Origin of the sequence: Vibrio owensii CAIM 1854 = LMG 25443, assembly GCF_000817815.1 — a bacterium.
Lineage (GTDB): Bacteria > Pseudomonadota > Gammaproteobacteria > Enterobacterales > Vibrionaceae > Vibrio > Vibrio owensii.
Window position 1 is genome coordinate 38439 of the sequence record NZ_JPRD01000079.1, and the last position, 21001, is coordinate 59439.

Annotated in this window: 20 protein-coding genes; 7 read left to right on the plus strand and 13 right to left on the minus strand. The window is 44.0% G+C overall.

Annotated features, from left to right (window positions below):
- Positions 1-4: 4 nt before the first annotated feature.
- Positions 5-367 carry an HMA2 domain-containing protein gene (locus tag H735_RS28605; RefSeq protein ID WP_020197182.1) on the minus strand — a complete coding sequence of 121 codons (363 nt, stop codon included), beginning with the start codon at positions 365-367 and terminating at the stop codon, positions 5-7.
- 140 nt (positions 368-507) lie between these two features.
- On the opposite strand from H735_RS28605, the gene H735_RS28610 reads away from it, so the two are divergent.
- The 5 genes from H735_RS28610 to H735_RS28630 are packed head-to-tail and all read left to right on the plus strand — an operon-like array spanning position 508 to position 4263.
- On the plus strand, positions 508-840 hold the full coding sequence (locus tag H735_RS28610) for an HMA2 domain-containing protein (RefSeq protein ID WP_020197181.1): 333 nt from the start codon (positions 508-510) through the stop codon (positions 838-840).
- Complete coding sequence (locus H735_RS28615; RefSeq protein WP_020197180.1) at positions 837-1604, plus strand: YtxH domain-containing protein; 768 nt, start codon at positions 837-839, stop codon at positions 1602-1604. Before H735_RS28610 ends, H735_RS28615 begins: the two co-directional genes overlap by 4 nt.
- Positions 1597-1902 (plus strand): magnetosome protein MamC family protein, encoded by a 306-nt coding sequence (locus H735_RS28620; protein WP_020197179.1) that lies wholly within the window; start codon positions 1597-1599, stop codon positions 1900-1902. Before H735_RS28615 ends, H735_RS28620 begins: the two co-directional genes overlap by 8 nt.
- Positions 1892-2206: a hypothetical protein gene (locus H735_RS28625; protein WP_020197178.1), complete on the plus strand. Its 315-nt coding sequence runs from the start codon at positions 1892-1894 to the stop codon at positions 2204-2206. Before H735_RS28620 ends, H735_RS28625 begins: the two co-directional genes overlap by 11 nt.
- A complete protein-coding gene (locus H735_RS28630) occupies positions 2203-4263 on the plus strand; it encodes a heavy metal translocating P-type ATPase (RefSeq protein WP_020197177.1) in 2061 nt (686 codons plus the stop codon). Before H735_RS28625 ends, H735_RS28630 begins: the two co-directional genes overlap by 4 nt.
- An 84-nt stretch (positions 4264-4347) precedes the next feature.
- Here H735_RS28630 and H735_RS28635 read toward each other — a convergent pair whose 3' ends face one another.
- From H735_RS28635 to cmk, 7 genes are all read right to left on the minus strand, one after another.
- Positions 4348-6195: an extracellular solute-binding protein gene (locus H735_RS28635; RefSeq protein WP_020197176.1), complete on the minus strand. Its 1848-nt coding sequence runs from the start codon at positions 6193-6195 to the stop codon at positions 4348-4350.
- 423 nt (positions 6196-6618) lie between these two features.
- Entirely contained in the window at positions 6619-7320 is a 702-nt protein-coding gene (pyrF, locus tag H735_RS28640; RefSeq protein WP_020197175.1) for an orotidine-5'-phosphate decarboxylase, read from the minus strand.
- A gap of 82 nt (positions 7321-7402) precedes the next feature.
- On the minus strand, positions 7403-8578 hold the full coding sequence (gene lapB / locus H735_RS28645) for a lipopolysaccharide assembly protein LapB (RefSeq protein WP_005438965.1): 1176 nt from the start codon (positions 8576-8578) through the stop codon (positions 7403-7405).
- Positions 8579-8596: 18 nt separating this feature from the next.
- Complete coding sequence (locus H735_RS28650; RefSeq protein WP_005431104.1) at positions 8597-8890, minus strand: lipopolysaccharide assembly protein LapA domain-containing protein; 294 nt, start codon at positions 8888-8890, stop codon at positions 8597-8599.
- Positions 8891-9030: 140 nt separating this feature from the next.
- Positions 9031-9315 (minus strand): integration host factor subunit beta, encoded by a 285-nt coding sequence (gene ihfB, locus H735_RS28655; RefSeq protein ID WP_005438967.1) that lies wholly within the window; start codon positions 9313-9315, stop codon positions 9031-9033.
- A 213-nt stretch (positions 9316-9528) separates the two neighbouring features.
- Positions 9529-11199 (minus strand): 30S ribosomal protein S1, encoded by a 1671-nt coding sequence (rpsA, locus tag H735_RS28660; protein WP_020197174.1) that lies wholly within the window; start codon positions 11197-11199, stop codon positions 9529-9531.
- Between the two features lie 110 nt (positions 11200-11309).
- Entirely contained in the window at positions 11310-11990 is a 681-nt protein-coding gene (cmk, locus tag H735_RS28665; protein WP_005438973.1) for a (d)CMP kinase, read from the minus strand.
- A 293-nt stretch (positions 11991-12283) separates the two neighbouring features.
- Here cmk and H735_RS28670 point away from each other — a divergent pair, with 293 nt between their 5' ends.
- The gene (locus H735_RS28670) at positions 12284-13327 is read left to right on the plus strand and encodes a polysaccharide lyase family 7 protein (protein WP_020197173.1); all 1044 of its coding nucleotides are present in this window, start codon (positions 12284-12286) and stop codon (positions 13325-13327) included.
- Positions 13328-13406: 79 nt separating this feature from the next.
- On the opposite strand, the gene sohB is transcribed toward H735_RS28670, so the two are convergent.
- Positions 13407-14468, minus strand: a complete 1062-nt coding sequence (gene sohB / locus H735_RS28675; RefSeq protein WP_020197172.1) for a protease SohB — start codon at positions 14466-14468, stop codon at positions 13407-13409.
- 274 nt (positions 14469-14742) lie between these two features.
- Here sohB and H735_RS28680 point away from each other — a divergent pair, with 274 nt between their 5' ends.
- Positions 14743-15489 (plus strand): YciK family oxidoreductase, encoded by a 747-nt coding sequence (locus H735_RS28680; protein WP_005439551.1) that lies wholly within the window; start codon positions 14743-14745, stop codon positions 15487-15489.
- A 456-nt stretch (positions 15490-15945) separates the two neighbouring features.
- Here H735_RS28680 and H735_RS28685 read toward each other — a convergent pair whose 3' ends face one another.
- From H735_RS28685 to H735_RS28700, 4 genes are all read right to left on the minus strand, one after another.
- The gene (locus tag H735_RS28685) at positions 15946-17703 is read right to left on the minus strand and encodes a UvrD-helicase domain-containing protein (protein ID WP_020197171.1); all 1758 of its coding nucleotides are present in this window, start codon (positions 17701-17703) and stop codon (positions 15946-15948) included.
- Positions 17700-19214 carry an ATP-dependent nuclease gene (locus H735_RS28690; protein ID WP_227741554.1) on the minus strand — a complete coding sequence of 505 codons (1515 nt, stop codon included), beginning with the start codon at positions 19212-19214 and terminating at the stop codon, positions 17700-17702. Before H735_RS28690 ends, H735_RS28685 begins: the two co-directional genes overlap by 4 nt.
- Positions 19215-19295: 81 nt before the next feature.
- Complete coding sequence (locus H735_RS31800; RefSeq protein ID WP_020197169.1) at positions 19296-19649, minus strand: ATP-dependent nuclease; 354 nt, start codon at positions 19647-19649, stop codon at positions 19296-19298.
- A 316-nt stretch (positions 19650-19965) separates the two neighbouring features.
- Positions 19966-20151, minus strand: coding sequence for a hypothetical protein (locus tag H735_RS28700; RefSeq protein ID WP_020197168.1), 186 nt, complete (start codon positions 20149-20151; stop codon positions 19966-19968).
- Positions 20152-21001 lie beyond the last annotated feature (850 nt).

Here is a 21001-nt window from a genome sequence, read left to right on the forward strand (position 1 = left end):
TCATTTAGGCCAAGTTCATGATCACTCGGCTGACAGATGGGCCAACAATTCGGGTTAAAGCGACCCCTGTTAATCCTTTAACGAGACTCTTCGTTCCACTGACCATCGCTTTCTCAACAAAAGATGGTTTTTCGCTACTTTGCGTCCAATGGTGACTTTCTAGAATTTCCATCAGGCTATCACAATCAAGCTCTTCACTATCAAAACTGATAGCAACCGAACCTGCGTATCGCTTGTGCTTAATTTCGTGTACGGCATCAATCTCTTCCAACTGACAAATCAGTTCCGCAACCTCATTAGGGTGATCTTTAATGTAGTCAGAACGAACTCTAAGTCGCTGATTTGTCTTGTGAATGTAAGTATTCATGCTAGCACCAATCCAAATGATAACTATTACTGTTTGCAACAGTACCATTGAAATTGATTAAGCGCAAAACATTTGTAATTAGTTTGTCACATGATCGTTTTTCCCAATGAATCGCACTTTGCTTACCGTATAATTTTTTTATGAAACAGTACGTCGACCAGGCCTTAAAACTAAGAAAGTGGGTATCGATTGGCCACCATATCCCGGGAAGAGTAAGACTCAAATACAAGCTGGGCATCGTAACGCACCTTGCCAAATTCCGTAGTGACGACATCGAGAAAGCCATTTCTTCTATTCCTGCGTTCAAAAACTACAAGTTGAACAGTGCGACGGGAAGCATCGTCATCGAATACGACCCAATGACAGTCAACCCTAAGGCGATTGACGCGTTGTTTTCGGATTCAGAACAAGCTGCGGAGCAAGCATGCTATTCGATCGCTGAGCAATTGGACTTAAATGGAGAACGTTCATGAGTGACTCATTGAACAATGCAAATCCATACGAAGCCTACTTCAAGGCTATGATGGAAATGCAAAAGGAAATGGCGAATGCTTACATGGCAAGCATGCAAAACGGTGAAATGCCGCCAATGATGATGCCTAATCAAATGGGTATGATGCCGCATTTCCCACATCCAGCATTTTGTCATCCCCACCAAATGCCACCGGGCATGGGGGCACAATTCCACCCAGGAATGATGCCACCGCCTCCACACTGGCCACATCCGGGGATGATGCAACACCCACCTCAACCTCAACAACCACCACAGACTCCTGAAACACCGGAGAGCGACCCATTATTCGAGCAGGCTCAGGCAATGCTAGAAGGCGCTCTAGGTGAAGAAGCAGGCATGTTTAAAGAGATATTAGGAACTTTCGGTATGAACGATAAAGAGTTTTGGAAAGGCGCTATGGTAGGCGCTGCAGCAGCACTTCTACTTAGCAATGAAAATGTGCGCGGCAAACTAATGGGCTTGGTATCAGGTGCTGGCGATATGCTGAAATCTGGTGGTTCGAGCGTAAAAGAAGGCGCTGTGAATACCGCAAGCGCAGTCAAAGAGAACGTTTCAACAGGTAGCGAGATCTTCAAAGATACTTACGCTGCCGGCAAGCAAGGCTTTCAAGAGTCTGTAGAGCGCCACAAAGAAGAACCTGCAATCAAAGAAGTAGCAGAAAAAGCGCCTCGCGAAGAAAGCGAAGGTGAAGATGGCCAACCCGTTATTAAAGAACATGAGTAATTCAGCCAATAAACTCAGTTCTGCCAATCGCGCTATGCTCGTTGGTGCTATAGCCGGCGGTAGTGCAACGATTGCCAGTCAATGGAAAGAGCACAAAGCTGGCAATATCGACACCAATGAAATGGCGACTAACGCAGCGAAATCCGCGCTAAAAACCGCAGCTATCGCTGGTGCGACAACTTATGTGGCAGAAAAAATGGCGGGCCGCCCTGCACTCTCCATGCTGACGATTCTCAGCGTCGGTGCAGCAGGCCTTTACCTTATGGATCAAGCTTCGGACTCTAAAAATGAACAATAACAACCCATACTACGGCTACCCTTATTACGGATATCCGCAACAACAAAACCAAGCGGCTGAACAACAACCTGCAGAACAACCTTACAAAAAGCAAAACTCCAAAACCCATTTCGCTATGGGTGTGGCTGCAGGCGCTGCAGTTGCTTACCTCCTAACCAATAAAAAGTTCCAACAAGGCGTTGCTACGACTGGCGAAAAAGCGTGGTCTGCGGTTCGTGGCGAAGTTGAAGAACTAAAAGAGCGTTTGGAAGACACCCAAGCAGAGCTGGAATACTACCGTAACCTTTACAAAGGCGAAGAATGATCTCGATTCAGGTAAAGCACCACTTTCCCGGTCGAATCCGCTTTAAAGCATCAGCACTGAGACATCACAAAGATGTGGGTACTTGGATTGAAACCAGTTTAATGGCGATCCAAGGCATTAGTGCGGTGCGAGTGAACGAGTCTGCCCATTCTGTTGTGGTGGAATACGACACGCAATTGCTGCAAACAAAAACTGTCGAAGAGCGTTTAAACCAGCTTGATTTAAACGACGCAACGCAAGAAGAAACGGAACATAAGTTCACTCGCGGCGATATTGCAATGAACGTGATTGGCACTATCGCTGCAGCTTTGCTGCCAAACAAATGGGGCGCACTTTCAACGGCTACTTTAATCGCCCCAACGTTGTTTGAAGGTGTGAGCGACCTAAAAGACAAAAACATCTCGGTTGAAGTTTTGGATGCGATTGCGGTTGGTCTCTCAGCTTGGCGCGGTGATTATCGTACCGCAATGATGACACAAAGCTTGATCAGCCTTGGGGAATACATGGAGCAGAAAACCAGCCGTAATAGTGACCAACTATTGGCTGATTTAATGCGCCCTCAAGAGTCGATCGTTTGGCGCGTCGATGGGTCAGACCGCACTCAAGTCAACTCGACGGAACTGAATGTTGATGACATCATCGAACTGGCTCCTGGCGTTTCAATTCCTGTTGACGGCACCATTGTAAAAGGCGCGGCGTTAATCAACCAATCATCTCTTACTGGTGAGAACGTGCCTGTTCGTCGTGAAGAGAGCGCGGTTGTTTACTCTGGTACGAGTGTCCATGAAGGCACTATTCAAGTTCGTGTTGATAAAGTCGGAAGTGAAGCAACAACCGCAAAAATTGCTAAGTTGATTTACGACTCGTTGAGTGAAAAAAGTGAAATTCAACAAGTCACACAAGACATGGCAAATCGCCGTGTAAAAATCACTTTAGGGATTGGTGCAGCTGTCTTCGCACTCACTCAAGACATCAACCGTGTTGCATCGGTGTTTCTTGTCGATTATTCCTGTGCCTTGAAACTGAGTACCCCAGTAACGTTCAAGTCCATCATGTACCGTGCTGCGCAACAAGGCATCTTGTTTAAAGGCGGCAGTGCAATTGAGAAGCTAGTGAAAATCGACACTTGTGTGTTCGATAAAACAGGGACACTCACGCATGGTGATATGCAGGTAACGGATGTCATTCCCCTCTGCGACTCGAACTCTGCACGTGACTTGCTAGCGATTGCTGCCTCGGTAGAAGAGCACAGTAACCACCCGCTATCTCAGGCTGTGGTAAATGCTGCCAAGCACAACCAACTGCCGCACATTGAGCATGGTGAAGTGGAGTACGTGATTGCACACGGCCTCAAGAGCACAATGAACGAACATGAGTTGGTTATGGGTAGCCGTCACTTCCTAGAAGTGCATGAGGATGTCGACTTCACGCCATTTGAAGATGTGATTAAGAAATACGAGGCGCAAGGTCGCCACCTTATCTTTATCTCTCATCAAAATGTCTTAATTGGCATGATTGGCTTGCGTGATCACTTACGTGAAGATGCACTAGAAACCCTGAATGCCCTTCGCCAGTTTGGTGTAAAAGAGCTGATCATGATTACGGGTGATAGCCAATTCAAAGCCAGTATCCTTGGCAATGAGTTGAAGCTAGATCGTATCTTTGCCGAAGCGGTACCTTCTGAGAAATCGACCATTGTCGAAGCACTTCAAGCAGAAGGTCGCACTGTTATGTTTGTCGGTGATGGTGTTAACGATGCTCCAGCACTCACCGCGGCAGATGTTGGTGTTGCGATGGGCCGAGGAACCGAACTCGCCCGTCAAGTCGCCGACGTAGTTCTACTTCGTGACCAATTGTATGGATTAGCAGAAGCGCGCGAACTTGCTAACATCGCCATGCATGTGATCAACTCCAACATTAAAATTGCTGAGTACGTGAATAGCGGGATCATGCTTGCAGCTGCACTAGGGTGGTTAAACCCAGCCATGAGTGCTCTGCTCCATAATGGTACGACATTGTCTATTCTCGGTCGCTCTGCGGCGCTAAGACATGGGTAATCCCTGTATTCATCGTCCACTTAGATAGAAAAAGCCCCGACGCAATCAAGCATCGGGGCTTTTTACTGTCTACCTACTAAATAACTAATTCGCTGAAAGCTTATAACGGTCGTCGATAACCGTCACTTCAGGGAAAGATTTGCCCGCCTTCATTGCTTTCTCAGTTTCTTCTTTCACTGATTTATCAATCCAGAAGTTCGCAATGTCCATTGGGTGAAGAATTCGTTCAGTATTTTTTGTCATACCGTTTTTCGGGATCTTAACCCAACGCCAGTGCGCATCACGCGTGTAAGGTACCATGTAGCCAGGAACGATCACGTTCGCATCACCCACGTATTTTTGAATCTGACGCGACAAATCGTAACGTTTTTGCTGTTCAAACTCATTGTCATACGCTTCAATCAGTTTATCTAACTCTGGGCTACTGTAGTTGGTGTGTGCGTTTGTCTGCGGCTTGTTCGCGTTATCTGAGTGGAAGTACTCCCAGTACGCAGGGATCTCACCAGAACCCATGTTCAAGAACGCCAATTGATGCTTCTTCTCGAGAATGTATTTGAACGCCGAAGAGCCATCAACCAGATTCAGAGTAAACTCCAAGCCTGCAAGTTTTGCTTGCTCTTTTAGGTAAGCAATACGCGGCGTGTGTGAGTTGTAACCGTAGGTAATTGCAAAGCTTAGACGCTCGCCTTTGTCGTTTACACGGATACCATCAGAGCCCACCTTGGCAAAGCCTGCTTTTTCGAAATGCTTAATCGCTTCTGCAGGATCAAACTTCGGTGGCTTGTTGTTTGGATCATCGTAATCACCATGACCGAAACCAAGGCCATGTGGTTTACGAGAGTAGTCACCACGCATAATGTTTTCGATCATGCCATCGTAATCTGTCGCGGCCATGATACCTTTACGCACTTCTAGACTATCCAACATCGGCATCGCGGTATTCATCCAGAGGCCACCCGCACCTTGAGGTGCTTGGTTAAAGCCCCAGTATTTTTGCACATAGCCTTTCTTGTACACTTCACTGTCTGTTTTATCGTGCCAGAAGTTTGGTAGTACCATCTCGAAGTAATCTAAATTACCCTTCTCAAAGTGCTTCATTGCGATGTCTTCATCACGAATGACTGTGATGCGTACTTTGTCTACGTTGTAACGGTTTTTGTAATAACGGTTGTTGTAGCCCCACCAATCTTCACCAACGTGTTTGAATGTCACGCTCTTACCTTTCTTCACTTTATCAATGTAGTAAGGCGCAGCGGTAGGCTCAGATTTAAAGTTGAACTTACGTACGAAGTTGTCTGGCATACCATCGTTGTTCGCGTCTTTTTCACCCTCGAAGAAGTGCTCTGGACGAGGTTGGAAGCCATTACTTGGCATATTGATCAGAACCATCAACGCATCTTGGCTCTGTTCCACAGCAAGATTTACTTTGATGGTGTAATCATCAATTTTCTCGACACCTAAGATGCTCGTTTTAAAGAAGTCGTTGTACCATGGATCAATGATGTCTTCTGAGGTGTAGTACTTCATCATGAACACGTAGTCGTCCGCCGTGATCTTTTCACCATCCGACCATTTCGCTGTTTCATCTAATTGGAAGTAAACGGTTTTGTTGTCTTCACCGAATGCCCATGCTTTCGCAAGCTGTGGAATCCATTTACCAGTGTCTGGATGGCGTTGCGCCAGTTTCGGTGTGCCATCCATTAGGTACTGACGAAGACCTGAGTTCGCATCAGGGCCAACACTACGAAGCGTTTGAGGGAAACTACGGATAGAGGTGCGGTAAGTACCACCACGGACCGCTTCTTCTGAAGCAAAAAGCGGTTCGTTGTTGTTCGAAGTCCATTCGATATCTGCAGGTAACTCAGCTGCGTTTAGCTGAAAACTTCCTGCAACCAACATTGCCAGTGCCGAAAATGGCAGGGTCTTTATCATTGTTTTCTTCCTTGTTGTGTTTGCGCAGTACGGCAGGAAGAGCGACAACAAGTGAACCTCAGAATGACTGCGCGCGATACACAGCAAAGAAAATAAAGGGAGCGAATACAAAGTGAAGTCCTGTCCACTTCCGTATTAATATCAGAGAGTTTCACTAGGTCATCCTGACCTTACAACGCAGTGAATGCATCCACTCCATAGTATTCGTTACACATTTGTAACGCAACCCATCCATAACACATGGTTGCACATTCCGACTATCACAGCGATTTATGTTAGAGAAGTGTGATCATAACAGTACCATCCGCTAAGCCATTACTGCCCAGCGATATAGTGTCTTTATGTTGAGCATGTTTGTGTTAAAGGAAATAAAAAAGGCGAAGTGTTTACCACTTCACCTTTCGTTTTAGCCCCAAACTAGTCTTACATGTTCGCTAAGCTGTCGTTGATAGATTTAAGCACAACCGCTGGATCTGTCGCTTGAGTAATTGGACGGCCAATCACTAAGTAATCAGAGCCTGCTTGAATTGCATCGACTGGCGTCATGATACGGCGTTGATCACCTTGCTCAGAACCTGCTGGGCGAATACCAGGTGTCACTAACTTGAACTCTTTACCTAATTCACTCTTAAGCAAAGAAGACTCTTGCGCTGAACATACCACACCATCAAGGCCAGAGTTTTTAGTCAGCGTAGCTAGACGAATCACTTGCTCTTGAGGCGCAACGTCCAAGCCAATACCAGCAAGGTCGCTTTGCTCCATGCTTGTAAGCACAGTCACACCAATCAGCAGCGGGCGGTCTTTACCGTAAGGTTCAAGAATTTCACGTGATGCCGCCATCATGCGTTCACCACCACTCGCGTGCACGTTCACCATCCATACACCCAGTTCAGCCGCAGCGCGAACTGCTTTTGAACACGTATTCGGGATATCGTGAAACTTCAGGTCTAGAAATACAGAGAAACCACGTTGATGAAGCTCACGTACGAAATCAGGACCAAATAGCGTAAACATTTCCTTGCCTACTTTTAGGCGACATGACGCAGGATCAATTCTATCTACAAACGCAAGCGCATCTGCTTGGTTATCATAATCCAGTGCGACAATAACTTTTTGGTCGATCATTTCATCTCCTAACTGTTTTGGTTCTTATTAAATAAAGGTCAAAAAAATGCAGCGGACAGAAACTCTGCCAGCTGCATTAAAATTACTCACCGTCCAATCCTCGGATTGGCTTGATCGTCCCCCATCCTTTACATGATGGACAATGCCAGTAAAGAGAATGGGTGGAGAAACCACATTTCCTGCATCGGTAATGCGGTTTAACTTTTAACTGTTCACCAACCATCGCTTGTAGCGTCGACAAACTGTCTTTCGCACGACCATCTTCTGCTTCAGCAATATGGTAGTCGATAAGGCGGTAGAAGCCTTTCATGGTTGGGTTTTTCAATAATTGCTTGGTCAACAGCTCTTGTGCTGCACCAACGCTCTCATGATGCGCGACAAGCTGCGCTAGCATCAATTCAGACGATACGCCCGCTTTCTTATCAATACACGCACGCAAGAATTCCACCAGCTCGTCTTCTTGGCCTAAGTGGTGATAACACTCTGCAATGGTCGGTAGAACATCACTAATGAAATCTTTATCTTGCTCAAGCACACCCGTCAGATATTTGATGGTGTGTTTGTAGTCTTCTGACTCTAGATAGATACGACCAAGCGCAATGCTTGCACGCACACATTTTGGATCTTCTGATAGTGCTTTTTTAAAGTGCTGAATCGCTTTACTGGTATTGCCATCGGCTTGGTCAAGCATGGCCAACTCACACCAAAAATGCGCAATATTGGCGCGAATACGAGTGCGCTTCTTACCCATCTTAGCCAGTTGATTGGCGTAATGAATGGCTTTTTCCCACTCACGCGTTTGCTGGTAGATGGTGACAAGTTGCTGAAGTGCACTTTCACGGTGATCGGGTTCTTCCACCAATTGCTCAAAGATTTTCTCAGCACGATCTAAAAAACCGGACGCCATGTAGTCCTTCGCGAGCTGTTGAAGCGCTAAGTTTTTCTGATCTAGAGTGAGCCCAGAACGGGAGATGAGGTTTTGGTGGATACGAATTGCACGGTCAACTTCACCACGAGAACGGAAAAGATTACCCAACGCTAGGTGTGTATCTATCGTTTCGTTGTCAACTTGGAGCAATTCAATAAAGTGGTCAACCGCCTTATCTGACTGATCAGATAAGAGCAGGTTAAGACCCGTCACATACTGACGGGATATTTGATGAGATTGCTTCTGCTTGTCTTGCTGAGCGCTGCGATGGCCCATGTACCAGCCATAAGCGGCGGCTATCGGCAATAACAAGAAGAGTAGTTCAAGCATTAAAGTTAAGCCTTATCCTTATGCCTGTTTTTCTACTGCTGGTTTTGCAGGTTTCTCTGCTTCAGCGGGCTCATACTTTTTAAGTTTCTTTTTCAGACGACGAACTTGAAGTTGAGTCTTAAATTGGATGCTAGCAAAGATAACCCACGCTAGACCAAAGCCAACCACGAATACCACACCCAATAGCGTTGATAGGTGGAACTCGCCTTTCGCCAGAAGATAATTAAAGGTTACGATCTCTTGGTTTTGAGAACCTAAAGCCAGTGCAATTAAAAAGAGAGCTAAAACAGCAATGATTTTTATAATTTTCATGTTACATCACCCTTCGAGGAGTAAGTAGGTAAGATTATGCAGTAAAATGTTTCTTCAGACCATGTATATTACCAATAATCTAGTTATAAAAAAGCGGCATACACGAGAGTATGCCGCTTTTTCAAACTAATAAGAGAGCCTTAGCTATCGATATTTACGCGCTCACGAAGCTCTTTACCTGGTTTGAAGTGAGGAACGTATTTACCTTCCAACTCCACTTTATCACCCGTTTTAGGGTTACGACCTACGCGAGGTTCGCGGTAATGAAGAGAAAAACTACCAAAGCCACGGATCTCGATACGATCACCGCTCTCTAGTGTAGAGGCCATGTGCTCTAAAATATCTTTTACAGCATCTTCTACCTCTTTCGCTGATAAATGTGTTTGCTCAGCGCAGAGTCTTTCAATCAGTTCAGACTTAGTCATAGTTGCCCTCTTTGAGTATCTTTATCACTCATTATAGTAAGTAATACTAATTCCAACAAACACTTGCTATCAATTCTAGACAAATTTTACACAAAATGCGCAATCAAAAAATGTCTTTTTTTAGCATAGTTTATCAACATTAGTATTACTACTCGGAAAGTAGCAAGCATAAAAAAGGAGCCTTGCGGCTCCTTTTTAGCTTAAGCGAGTAAATTATTCGCCTTTAGCAGCTTTGAAAGCGTCAGCCATTGCATTACCAAAAGCAGCTTCGTCTTGCTTGTTGATAGATGCCATTGCTTCTTGCTCTTCAGCTTCATCTTTAGCTTTGATAGATAGGTTGATTACGCGGTTCTTACGGTCTACACCTGTGAACTTAGCTTCAACAACATCACCAGCGCTTAGGATTAGAGAAGTATCTTCTACGCGATCGCGTGATACTTCAGAAGCACGGATGTAACCTTCAACGCCTTCTGCGATTTCAACTGTAGCGCCTTTAGCGTCAACAGCAGTTACAGTAGCGTTAACTAGAACACCTTTCTTGTTGTCAGCAACGTAAGCATTGAATGGGTCGTTTTCCATTTGCTTAACGCCTAGAGAAATGCGCTCACGCTCAGCGTCTACTGCTAGAACAACTGCAGAGATCTCGTCGCCTTTCTTGTACTCACGTACAGCTTCTTCGCCAGCAACATTCCAAGAAATGTCAGATAGGTGAACTAGACCGTCGATGCCGCCTTCTAGACCGATGAAGATACCGAAGTCAGTGATAGACTTGATCTTACCAGTAACTTTGTCGCCTTTAGCTTGTGCTTCAGCGAATGACTGCCATGGGTTAGCTTTACACTGTTTCAGACCTAGAGAAATACGACGACGCTCTTCGTCGATCTCAAGAACCATAACCTCAACTTCGTCGCCAACATTAACAACTTTAGATGGGTGGATGTTCTTGTTAGTCCAATCCATTTCTGAAACGTGTACTAGACCTTCAACGCCTTCTTCGATTTCAACGAAGCAGCCGTAGTCAGTTAGGTTAGTTACGCGACCAGTTAGTTTGTGACCTTCTGGGTAACGCTTAGCGATTGCTACCCATGGATCTTCGCCTAGTTGCTTAAGACCTAGTGATACGCGAGTACGCTCACGGTCGAACTTAAGAACTTTAACTTGGATCTCATCACCAACGTTAACGATTTCAGATGGGTGCTTAACGCGCTTCCAAGCCATATCAGTGATATGTAGAAGACCGTCAACGCCACCTAGGTCAACGAACGCACCGTAGTCAGTAAGGTTCTTAACGATACCTTTAACTTCAGAACCTTCTTGTAGAGTTTCTAGAAGCTCGTCACGCTCAACGCTGTTCTCAGATTCGATAACTGCGCGACGTGAAACAACTACGTTGTTACGTTTTTGGTCAAGTTTGATAACTTTGAACTCTAGCTCTTTGTTTTCTAGGTGAGCAGTGTCGCGGATTGGACGTACGTCTACTAGAGAGCCAGGAAGGAAAGCACGGATACCGTTTAGTTCAACAGTGAAACCGCCTTTAACTTTACCGTTGATGATACCAACAACAGTTTCAGCTTCTTCGTAAGCTTTCTCAAGAACGATCCAAGCTTCGTGACGCTTAGCTTTCTCACGAGAAAGTTGAGTTTCACCGAAACCATCTTCAACAGCGTCTAGAGCTACGTCTACTTCAGCGCCAACTTCAACTTCAAGTTCGCCAGCAGCGTTCTTGAACTGTTCAGCAGGGATAGCAGATTCAGACTTAAGACCAGCGTCAACAAGAACGAAACCGTTCTCGATAGCTACTACAGTACCTTTAACGATGCTGCCTTGTTGGAATTCTGTTTCGTTTAGAAACTCTTCAAAGAGTTGAGCAAAAGATTCAGTCATTTATTTAATCTTCAATAAATTAAACGTCCACGGGTATCCTACCGCATGGGGTTATTAAATTCGCCAGTCATCATCCTTGCGACCAACGCTCTTAGCCTAGCCGAGCGTAATTACTCAGCTAGCTTCGATTCGATATATTGTAGTGCCTTTTCTACTACTTCGTCGATAGTCATCGACGTAGAATCTAGCACAAGCGCATCCTCTGCAGGGCGTAGTGGCGCCACTGGGCGGTTACGATCTCGGTCGTCACGCTCTTGGATCTCGCTCAAAAGGTCAGCAAATCTAACATCTAACCCTTTATCTTGCAACTGTTTAAGGCGTCGATTTGCACGCTCTTCTGCGCTCGCATCAAGGAAAATTTTCGCTTGTGCATTTTGGAATACAACCGTACCCATGTCACGACCATCAGCAACCAGACCCGGAGCGGTCTCAAATGCGCGCTGACGACGCAACAATGCTTCACGAACGCGTGGCAGTGCAGCCACTTTAGACGCTGCCATCCCCGTCTCTTCTTTACGAAGTTCACCAGAGACATCTTCGCCTTCTAGAATCACTTTTACTAGGTCACCTTCAGCAACAAACTGAACATCTAGGTGAGTAGCCAGTGGAACAAGCGCATCTTCTGACTCAGTGTCTACGCCGTGGTGAATCGCTGCGAGTGCAAGAACACGGTAAATGGCGCCAGAATCAAGAAGCTGAAAGCCTAACTTCTTCGCTAGCAACATACATAAAGTGCCTTTACCTGCACCACTAGGTCCATCTACGGTAACAACCGGAGTTTGAGAGGACATGTTTTTCTCCACGTTGATGTGCGAATTTCGGTGCTTCCACCCAAATTCATTTCATTCTTAATTTTACGGTGCGGGAGTATATACCTAATAGTCTCAGGATACCATTTCTTTGCCCTCTCCCCAGTTCAGAATTTGTCGTTTTCTCTGTTCTGATTCTTTCTCTTTAAAGCGCAATACCAAATGGCCAATTTTCTCTAAGTTTCATTTTTCCGACCCGATCACATATTAGTAATACAATATTATTGTATATTAAATCATCTTATCGACGACCCTATAAAAATTGAGAACACAATATGAAGAAATTAGCGCTTACTTTTCTTGCTGCCAGCATTGCCTCTGCGTCTGCTATGGCTGGAACTTCGTCTAATGAATTAGCGAACAAATATGAGCTAGATCCGACAAAGGCTCCAGCTCAAAACTTTGATATGACGAATTGGAAAATTACCTTGCCTGAACTGACTAAAGAAGGTGAACGCAAAGGTAAAGCATTAGAAATAGCCAAAGATGAGTTAGGCAATACAGAAACCCCTTATGTTCACCCTGAGTGGTTCTATACCAACAAAGAAACAGGCGCCGTGGTTTTTGTTGCACCAAATGAAGCACCGACCACTCCTAATAGTAAGAACACTCGTAGTGAACTTCGTGCCATGCTGGCAACACACTACGGTGAGCCAAAAAACAACTTTGTCGTCGCTTCTCATCCGAATTCCGCTGAGTACGGTGCAATTGGTGGCGAGCTAAACGCGACATTGTCTGTTGACCAAGTCAGTACAAGTGGTAACTACAAAAAGAATGGTGCATTCGCTGTTGTTATTGGACAAATTCATGGTTCTGACAATGAGCCTTTAAAGATTTCTTACCGCAAACTGCCTGAGCATGAATACGGCTCTCTTTCATGGAACTACGAGTTAAACCCAACCAAAGAACTTCAAGACGCGAAAGATGAAAATGGTAAGAAGCTTCGCCAAGACATCCGCCACAACGTATTCGGACAATACAACTTACGTAAAGGCGACGCAGACCCACAAGACGGCATCAAACTGGGTGAAATCTTCTCATACAGCGTGAATGTGGAAGGTGACATCATGCACCTGACTTTCACTAAGAACCCAGGTGAGAAAAATGCAGTTACTAAGACATTTGATGTGAATCTAGCAGAAGGCAAATACCAAGGTCATGAAGTAGACCAAGGCTATGGTAACGATTGGATGTATTACAAAGCCGGTGCTTACAACCAATGTAATACGAAGAAAAGCAGTTCAGACTGTGAATGGCGCGGCATGGAAGCGGGTGATTATGCTCAAGCAAGCTTCTATCAGTTAGAACTGAATCAATAACGGTTAGAGCTGAACTAATAACCCACCGCTGAAATAAAAAAACCAACTAAACAGTTGGTTTTTTGTTATTTATTAAACATTACACAATTGGCTTTTGACTACGTTCAGCTAGCTTAAGTACGACACTATCAGCCACTTTACTTGCAACACCGGCAAGCTTATCTGCCAGTTTTTTCTTTTGCACGTAATGCACTGCTAGTACGGTTTTCTCTTTGCATGCTGCAACAACTAGATCGTCAGAAGTGCTGATTTCATCCACCAGTCCTAGCTCTTTCGCTTGCGTACCAAACCAGTGTTCACCGGTTGCGACTTTTTCAAGTTCTAGCGCTGGGCGACGTTCACTGATGAAGTCTTTGAACAGTACGTGTGTTTCTTCAAGTTCTTGTTTGAACTTATCACGCGCTTTGTCGGTGTTCTCACCAAACATGGTTAGTGTGCGCTTGTACTCACCTGCTGTTAGCTGCTCATATTCGATATCGTGCTTTTTCAACAGTTTGTTGAAGTTAGGGATCTGCGCGATAACGCCGATAGAACCGACAATTGCAAACGGAGCTGAAACAATCTTGTCTGCCACACATGCCATCATGTAGCCACCACTTGCAGCCACTTTGTCGACAGAAATCGTCAGAGGCAAACCGGCTGCTTTGATTCGATCAAGTTGAGAAGATGCCAAGCCGTAGCCATGAACCATGCCGCCACCAGACTCTAGACGAAGTAGCACTTCATCGCCTTCACGAGCTACTGCTAATACCGCAGTGATCTCTTCACGCAGTGAACCCACTTCTTTTGCATCAATGCTGCCGTTGAAGTCCAACACGAACAGATGCGGTTCGCGCTTGCTATCAAGAGAACCTTCTTTGCTCGCTTGTTTGATTTCTTTCTCACGAGATTTGTTCTTTTCTTTCTCTTCCTTCTTAGCCGCTTTATCACGAGCTTTGATGAAAGCGTCATCGTGTAGGTGATGCTCTAATTGTTCGATTGCATCTTTGTGACGTTCAGAAAGATTAGTGACTTCCAATTCGCCCTTTGCAGCACCCGATTTACCACCCGCCGATTTTGCAATAATCAGCAGCACAACCACTGCCGCAACAACGGTGACAATCTTGGCTAAAAACAGACCGTAATCTAATAAAAATTCCAATGAGAGTTCCTCTATCTCATACCAGTAATAGTCATCAATATGCTACGTAGAAAAATCAGAGAGAAGGCAAGAAAATCGGTAACCTCTTGTTCTGATTGATGGCGTTCAAATAACATACCGGACAACCGTTCTGGAATTGGTATAACACATGAATTGGTGTATTGTAACCAACTTGTCACGATTACCAAGATTTTCCATTGAGAAACAGGCGCATTTCTACACTAAGATGGCGTCTGTTCGTCGGAATTAGATACAATAATAAGGATTAACTACCGTGAACTACTCCGTTTCAGCAGATGCCCTAAAAGGTAAAGTCATTCTTGTCACTGGTGCAGGCAATGGTATCGGTCGCCAAGCGGCACTTTCTTACGCTCAGCACGGTGCGACTGTGATTCTACTTGGTCGAAACGTTCAAAACCTTGAATCCATTTACGATGAAATCGAATCTGCAGGTTACCCTCAACCCGCGATCATTCCACTTGATCTGAAAGGCGCAACTAAGCAGCACTACATCGATATGGCAGAAACCATCGAAGGTCAGTTTGGTCGTTTGGATGGCCTGCTACACAACGCCGGCGTTTTAAGCACGCTGTGCCCGTTTGAGCAAATCAATGAAGAAGACTTCGACGACATCATGCAGATTAACGTGAAAGCAGAAGTCTTAATGACTCAAGCGCTACTGCCTATTATGCGTAACTCAGACGCAGGTCGTATTATCTTTACGTCTTCAACTGTGGGCCATTCTGGCCGTGCTTTCTGGGGTTCGTACGCCATCTCCAAATTTGCCGTAGAAGGTATGATGCAAGTATTGGCAGATGAACTTAGCGATACACCAATGCGTGTTAACGCGATTAACCCAGGTGCAACTCGTACTCGAATGCGTGAAAAAGCTTATCCAGGTGAAGATGCAAACACACTAAAAACACCACTGGATATCATGCCGCTCTACCTTCACTTGATGGACCCAGCGGTTACAGATGTAAACGGCCAGTGCATCGACGCTCAACCAAAGCGTAAGTAACCTCTTCAGGTCACCTCACATAATCGATTGAAAAGGCAGCAAATTGGAGTATACAGTAAAAAATATGTCTATTTGCGTGTGAGTGACAGCCTTTTACTGGCAATGCTTCTTTTAGGTCTATAAAGCGTACATACTATGTATAATGGTGTGTACGCTTTTTTATCCCTGAAGGCTTAGCAAGGCGATGGTCTCACTGCGTGAAGACCATCACCCTGCCAAAAGGGTATTTAAGGGAATGATGGTAAAGTAAAATAATAAAGCCACTCCTGACGCTCGCACAGCTCACTACTCGCTAGGCATTTATGATTTTTCTTGACCATCCGCTGAAACACGTTTTTGGACAAAAACGTGTTATGTACTTTGCCAAGTTTTCCTATGACGGATAAGCTGAGATTTGGCAAAGTAGTTTAGATAGTTTTCTAACTCTGGCTGTACATTACAATAGAATGTATGAAGTTAAACTATGGTAAACCCAACAGCTTCCAGTTGCTTCTTTTCTGGTTGCTTAAGAGTTTTGACGGCCCAAATCAAAAATTCTTTTGGGCGTGATGACGCAACATAAGCAAATCTAGCTGCCTCACTATCAGGGTTTTTAATCCAATTTTTCCAGTGAGATTCATTTCCTGCACGAGCAGATGATATGACTATGGTAACATCATGACTTTCCCCTTTTGCTCCATGGATAGTTGACTTCCTATACGGGATTAATGATGTAGTAGTTGAGCCCAATGATGAAGCTACTTCAAGTTTGGCTGAGCCAGATGGAGAGGTTAAATTTAACTCGAGTAAGGGAGCTAATATGTTAGCAATAGCTTCTGAACAGAAGTCCTGTCTTGGAAGATCTCGAATTAATGTTTTTGCATTCTTTGTCCAAGTCGACCAGTTAACTTCAATGCTATTTAAGTTATTGTTTATCAAGTAGTTTAATGAATCAAACAAGAACTTTCGCCAAGATAGGTTTGAGTCGATAGATTGAGGACAATTGAGGCTGTTTGGTTTGCAGCTTTCGCTGAGGTGGTATCGGAGAAACTCTGAAAAATATTTCAATGAGTGGCTTAGCGCTTCCATATCTTTAGGATTGTAAAGTTTCATAGAAAGAGCCAATTTTTGGATGTTATTAGGCTGGATAACGGAGGCCTGAAATTTTCCAATCTGCGAGTGGCCTCTCGAGACTAGTACACTGTCGTTAAAGCCGTTACACTTTTCTTTAAAGGTATCTATCAGCTCAGTGGGGCAGTTGTCGTATTGAACAACCAAACATCTTGGCTCTAGCCATGATACATTTCCAACAATGTCGTTTCGCCCTGTCAATTTGGCACAAAGTTCGACGATGTTCTGGCAACTCCTAAAGTTTCTAGTCAGCGGTAAGTTAGTGAAGTGGTTTTCTTTTACGAACTGCTGTACTTTGGCTGGGTCAACGTCACGAAAGCCATAGATAGCTTGATGGAGATCCCCAACGAAATGTAACTTGGTTCCTTTATTTGCAAGTACTTGAAGAATAGTTAACTGTTCATCAGAGAGATCTTGGCATTCATCAATAATGACGAGTGGGAAGCGCTTTACAAATAACTCAACAAAGTGCTGATACTTATCGTCAAAAAGGGCATCTATAGCCAAGCATTCAATATCTCGGTAAGTGGCAAAACCACCTTTTAGCATCCTTTTTTTGGTCTCCAAAAGGTGCTTAAATTCCCAATCTTTTAGAGTCACAGAATTAAGTACTTTATCTAGTTCAGGCTTTCCTGTTTCAAAAGCTACAGTTTCATTGATTAGATCGAAAGAATAATGATGAGCATTTATCTTCCCTCGGCTTGCAATACCATATTTTGTTCTAAAGCCTAAATTTGCGCTAGGTTCAATGATGCGTATTGACGCGTCACCACCTTCCCCTAAATATCCAGTAAGCTCTGTGGCTAGAGGAGATACAATATTCTTGTAGATAAAACTATCAAAAGTACCTAAGAAATGGGGGTACATACCCTGACCATGAGGAAGGTACTTTGATACCCTGATTGTTAACTCATCAGTTGCACTGTTGGCAAAAGAGAGCACGGCCAGTCCTCCGGTTTTTATCTTCCAAGAATCGATTTCCTTAGCTACTTTCGCTGCAACGACCTCGGTTTTGCCACTTCCGGGGCAGGCTTCCAAGAAAGTGTGCTCTTCAATGCTGGAGTTCACATACTCAAGTTGTTCATGGGTGAACTCAACTTTCATAACTCTTCCTTTGCAACATCTATCGATGAAGCCCAGAAAATTGCATTTTTGATATATTCAGGAACAGTAAAATTAGAACCATCACATTGGATTTCATCGGTTAAAACTTGAGCAAACATCCCTTTTCCAATATTGTCATCATCAATTCTTTTAAGAATTTCATGGGCTGCCTCGGCAATTTCCTGTGGTGTTTTTTTAGTCCAATCTACTTTGGACATTGCTGTAAAATCTTTGATTATAGAGCTTTCTCCTTTTTTGGGCTTAGGCCACAGAGATGCAATTATTTTGGACATTAATGCTGCATTGTTTCCCTCCATGGCTAAGTCATACTCTAATGTCTTGTACTTGCTCACATATAGCCGTGCATTAGTTGACTTATTGATGGAATCAACCAGTTTGATAGCATGGTTAGTCCCAGCTTTCATATTGCCTTCATATGGGATGAAGTTTTCTTCTATTTCTTTAGTTTCCCCCTTATTTTCAGGGTCTGGAACGTGTTTTTTTGTTACTTTTGGTGGGTCTAAGTCGGTGAGCCCCGCACACCTTATTGGAATGCTATTACTTGCGAGTCCTCCTTTAGCATCATCTACATTGTCAATGTTGCAATACAATTGCATGAAATGCTTAAAGTAGATCCCGTTTAAGTTAATTGTCGAGATCCCAAGATCTTCAAGGCTTTTTCGCCCTTCCTTTTGCCCTTTTAGAGCTATTCTTGCCAAAGTCGGAATTATCATTTGTTCTGCAATCCCTTCAACAAGGATTACACCGCTTGCAAATAATAGGTTTGACTTTGTTACATCTAGCCATCGATTGATGAATTGGCTGCTAGCTGTAGGCAACCCGCAGGTGCGTAGAGGTGTCGCTATTGGCTCTGGTGACTTCGATAAATGAATGATTGACTCAAGTTCAACTGAAGAGGCTAAAACCGTCGAGTGTGTTGTCACAATGACCTGAACACTTTTGTTTTCATTAGCTACGGATTTGAGATGATTTAGCAGTCTAATTTGCAATTGTGGATGCAAATGAGCTTCTGGTTCTTCTATAAGCAGCAATTTGAAAAGGGGTTGCTCTTCATCTTCATCATCTAGTGTGAGTTCCGCCAAAATTGAAGCAATATAAAGTAGATTGTTATAGCCCAAGCTATTTTGGCTCAGCTCACGGAATAGTTCCTGATCTTCTACAGATAAGTCAGGAAAGAAAAGCAAGGTCAGGCTTTCAGTGATTTTAGTAAAATCACTTTCTGCAAATTGGATGCTGGTGTTTTGCCCGAAGTAGTGTCCGATTGCATTAGTCAGGTTTTCTGTAATGAGTTTATTGGCATCCTTGATACCTAATTTTTCGTTACCAGCCAAGGATTCGTTGAATTCTTTCAGCTTGGATTCAAGAGGGTGTAGTTCATTGTCTTTTTTACACTGTTTTAGCTGTTTACGATTTAGGGCTTTAAGAAGTTTGGATAGTCTGGAGTGACGCCCATTCGACAATTTTGATTCAGCATCCCTTAGTGGTGGCAAATAAATACACTGGATTAGATCTAGTAACTCAGGATCAAACAGGGAGCTTTTGGACTTTCCTCCCCAAATGACTTTTTTGAATCACCCTCGCATTTCCTTGTTTTCGGCTTGTAGGTTTAATAGTGCTGTACTGGAAGCTCCAACCCATGGAAGAAAAGCTACTTTATCCCCCACATCTAGTCCATCAAACTCAGCGCGAATTGAGAAAGATGGTGCGGTTTTTCCGCGAGCAACAAAAGGGTTAAAAAAATCATCGCTGGTAACACTGTATATGCCTGATTCAGAGTCGTGAAATAGTTGTCGAATTGCACTTATGACGGCGGTTTTACCTGCTCCATTTTCACCCACTATCACGTTTAAACCATCTGTTAATTGAATATTGAATTCTTTGCCAAAACACCGAAAGCCTTCAGCTTTTAAGTTACTTAAATACATGTCTTACCCTACCTACTTGAATAGGCATATTCTAACTGTTTGATATTGTTTTTATAACTCTTTGGGGTAGTTACTTAAGTGACTTAGCTAGCACAACACTCAAGTGCTGCACAGGTTTTAATGACTTGAACAAGAAGTCGACACACTCAGTAATCGTACGTTACTTCGGATAACGTTTGATAAGGTCAGCTCGCATTAACAGAATATGATTGATCTTTTACTCTGAATGATAATGGGGCAGATTTGAGCTAGCTACAGAGGCTAGCCCGCTTGGGACGCTTCATATCTAAGATGTACTGATGAGTAAATGGAGTGATTATACTCTTTTAGCTGCATCCAGCTCATTTTCTGCCTGTCGCATATCGTCTATCGCCTCTTTTAAATCTTCAGAACTTACCGCACCAGCTCGATGAAGCCTTGCCATTTCCTTGTGATGCTGACAAGCGCGATCATACTTTTCTCTTGCTTCCTTTATTTCAGGACTTCTGTTTATGTTGAACATGGACAACTACCTCATGTGATGGAATGATCATGTTAAACACTACAGTACAAAAATGAGTAAAAGTAGGTCAAATCACCTCACTGTAATTTGTGAGATTGAGCGTCACCAACACGAAATGGGGCATTTTTGATTAAGGCTAATTTGTGCAACAGGCTGCTGCACAATTGGAGCAGTGACAGTTGTTGCTGATTTTGCAACAACTGAAGTTTCTCACCTCTCAGGCAACTATTGCACATTTTGCAACAGTTCCCGAATCCAACTGCCGAGGAATACTCGGTAGTTGATTGATTAACAATGCCCATGTTAGTCCTACTGCCAAAACGATGTGACGAGTAAGCGTTTTACGAAATAACTTGTTTCGCAATTATGCAAGAGCCTCTTGCATAATTGGGTACGAAAAATTGTCCAACAGCCTATTGGACAAATTATCCCGATGACTGCTTGCTGCTAGAAGTTCATTTCAGGACTCTTTTAGGGAAAATACCGTCAACTATCTTCAGTTTGACATCTGGTAAACTTGCGATTTTCAACGCTCAATTTTAGACTATGCTCGAGAGCCTCGGGTATCCCTGCTTTTTCTTTGAGTTACTATTTACTGTCTGGCCAGAAGTAATGGTATCGATTTGAACTTGGCATAACTGCAAAGCAGCCCACCGAGGACTTCCGATAAGCTTAGGTGTTTTCCCTCCCTATTGTGGTGATAAAACGCCCAGCGCTGCACACAGAATGCGTTCCCTCTTCAAATTGAATGAAAAACATTCTGTCGCTGTTATACAAAGCCACAGGCCCTGCTTGTGGCTTTGTCGTATCTGAGAGAGCGAAAAATAGCAGTGCCGTTTGCCCAATAAAG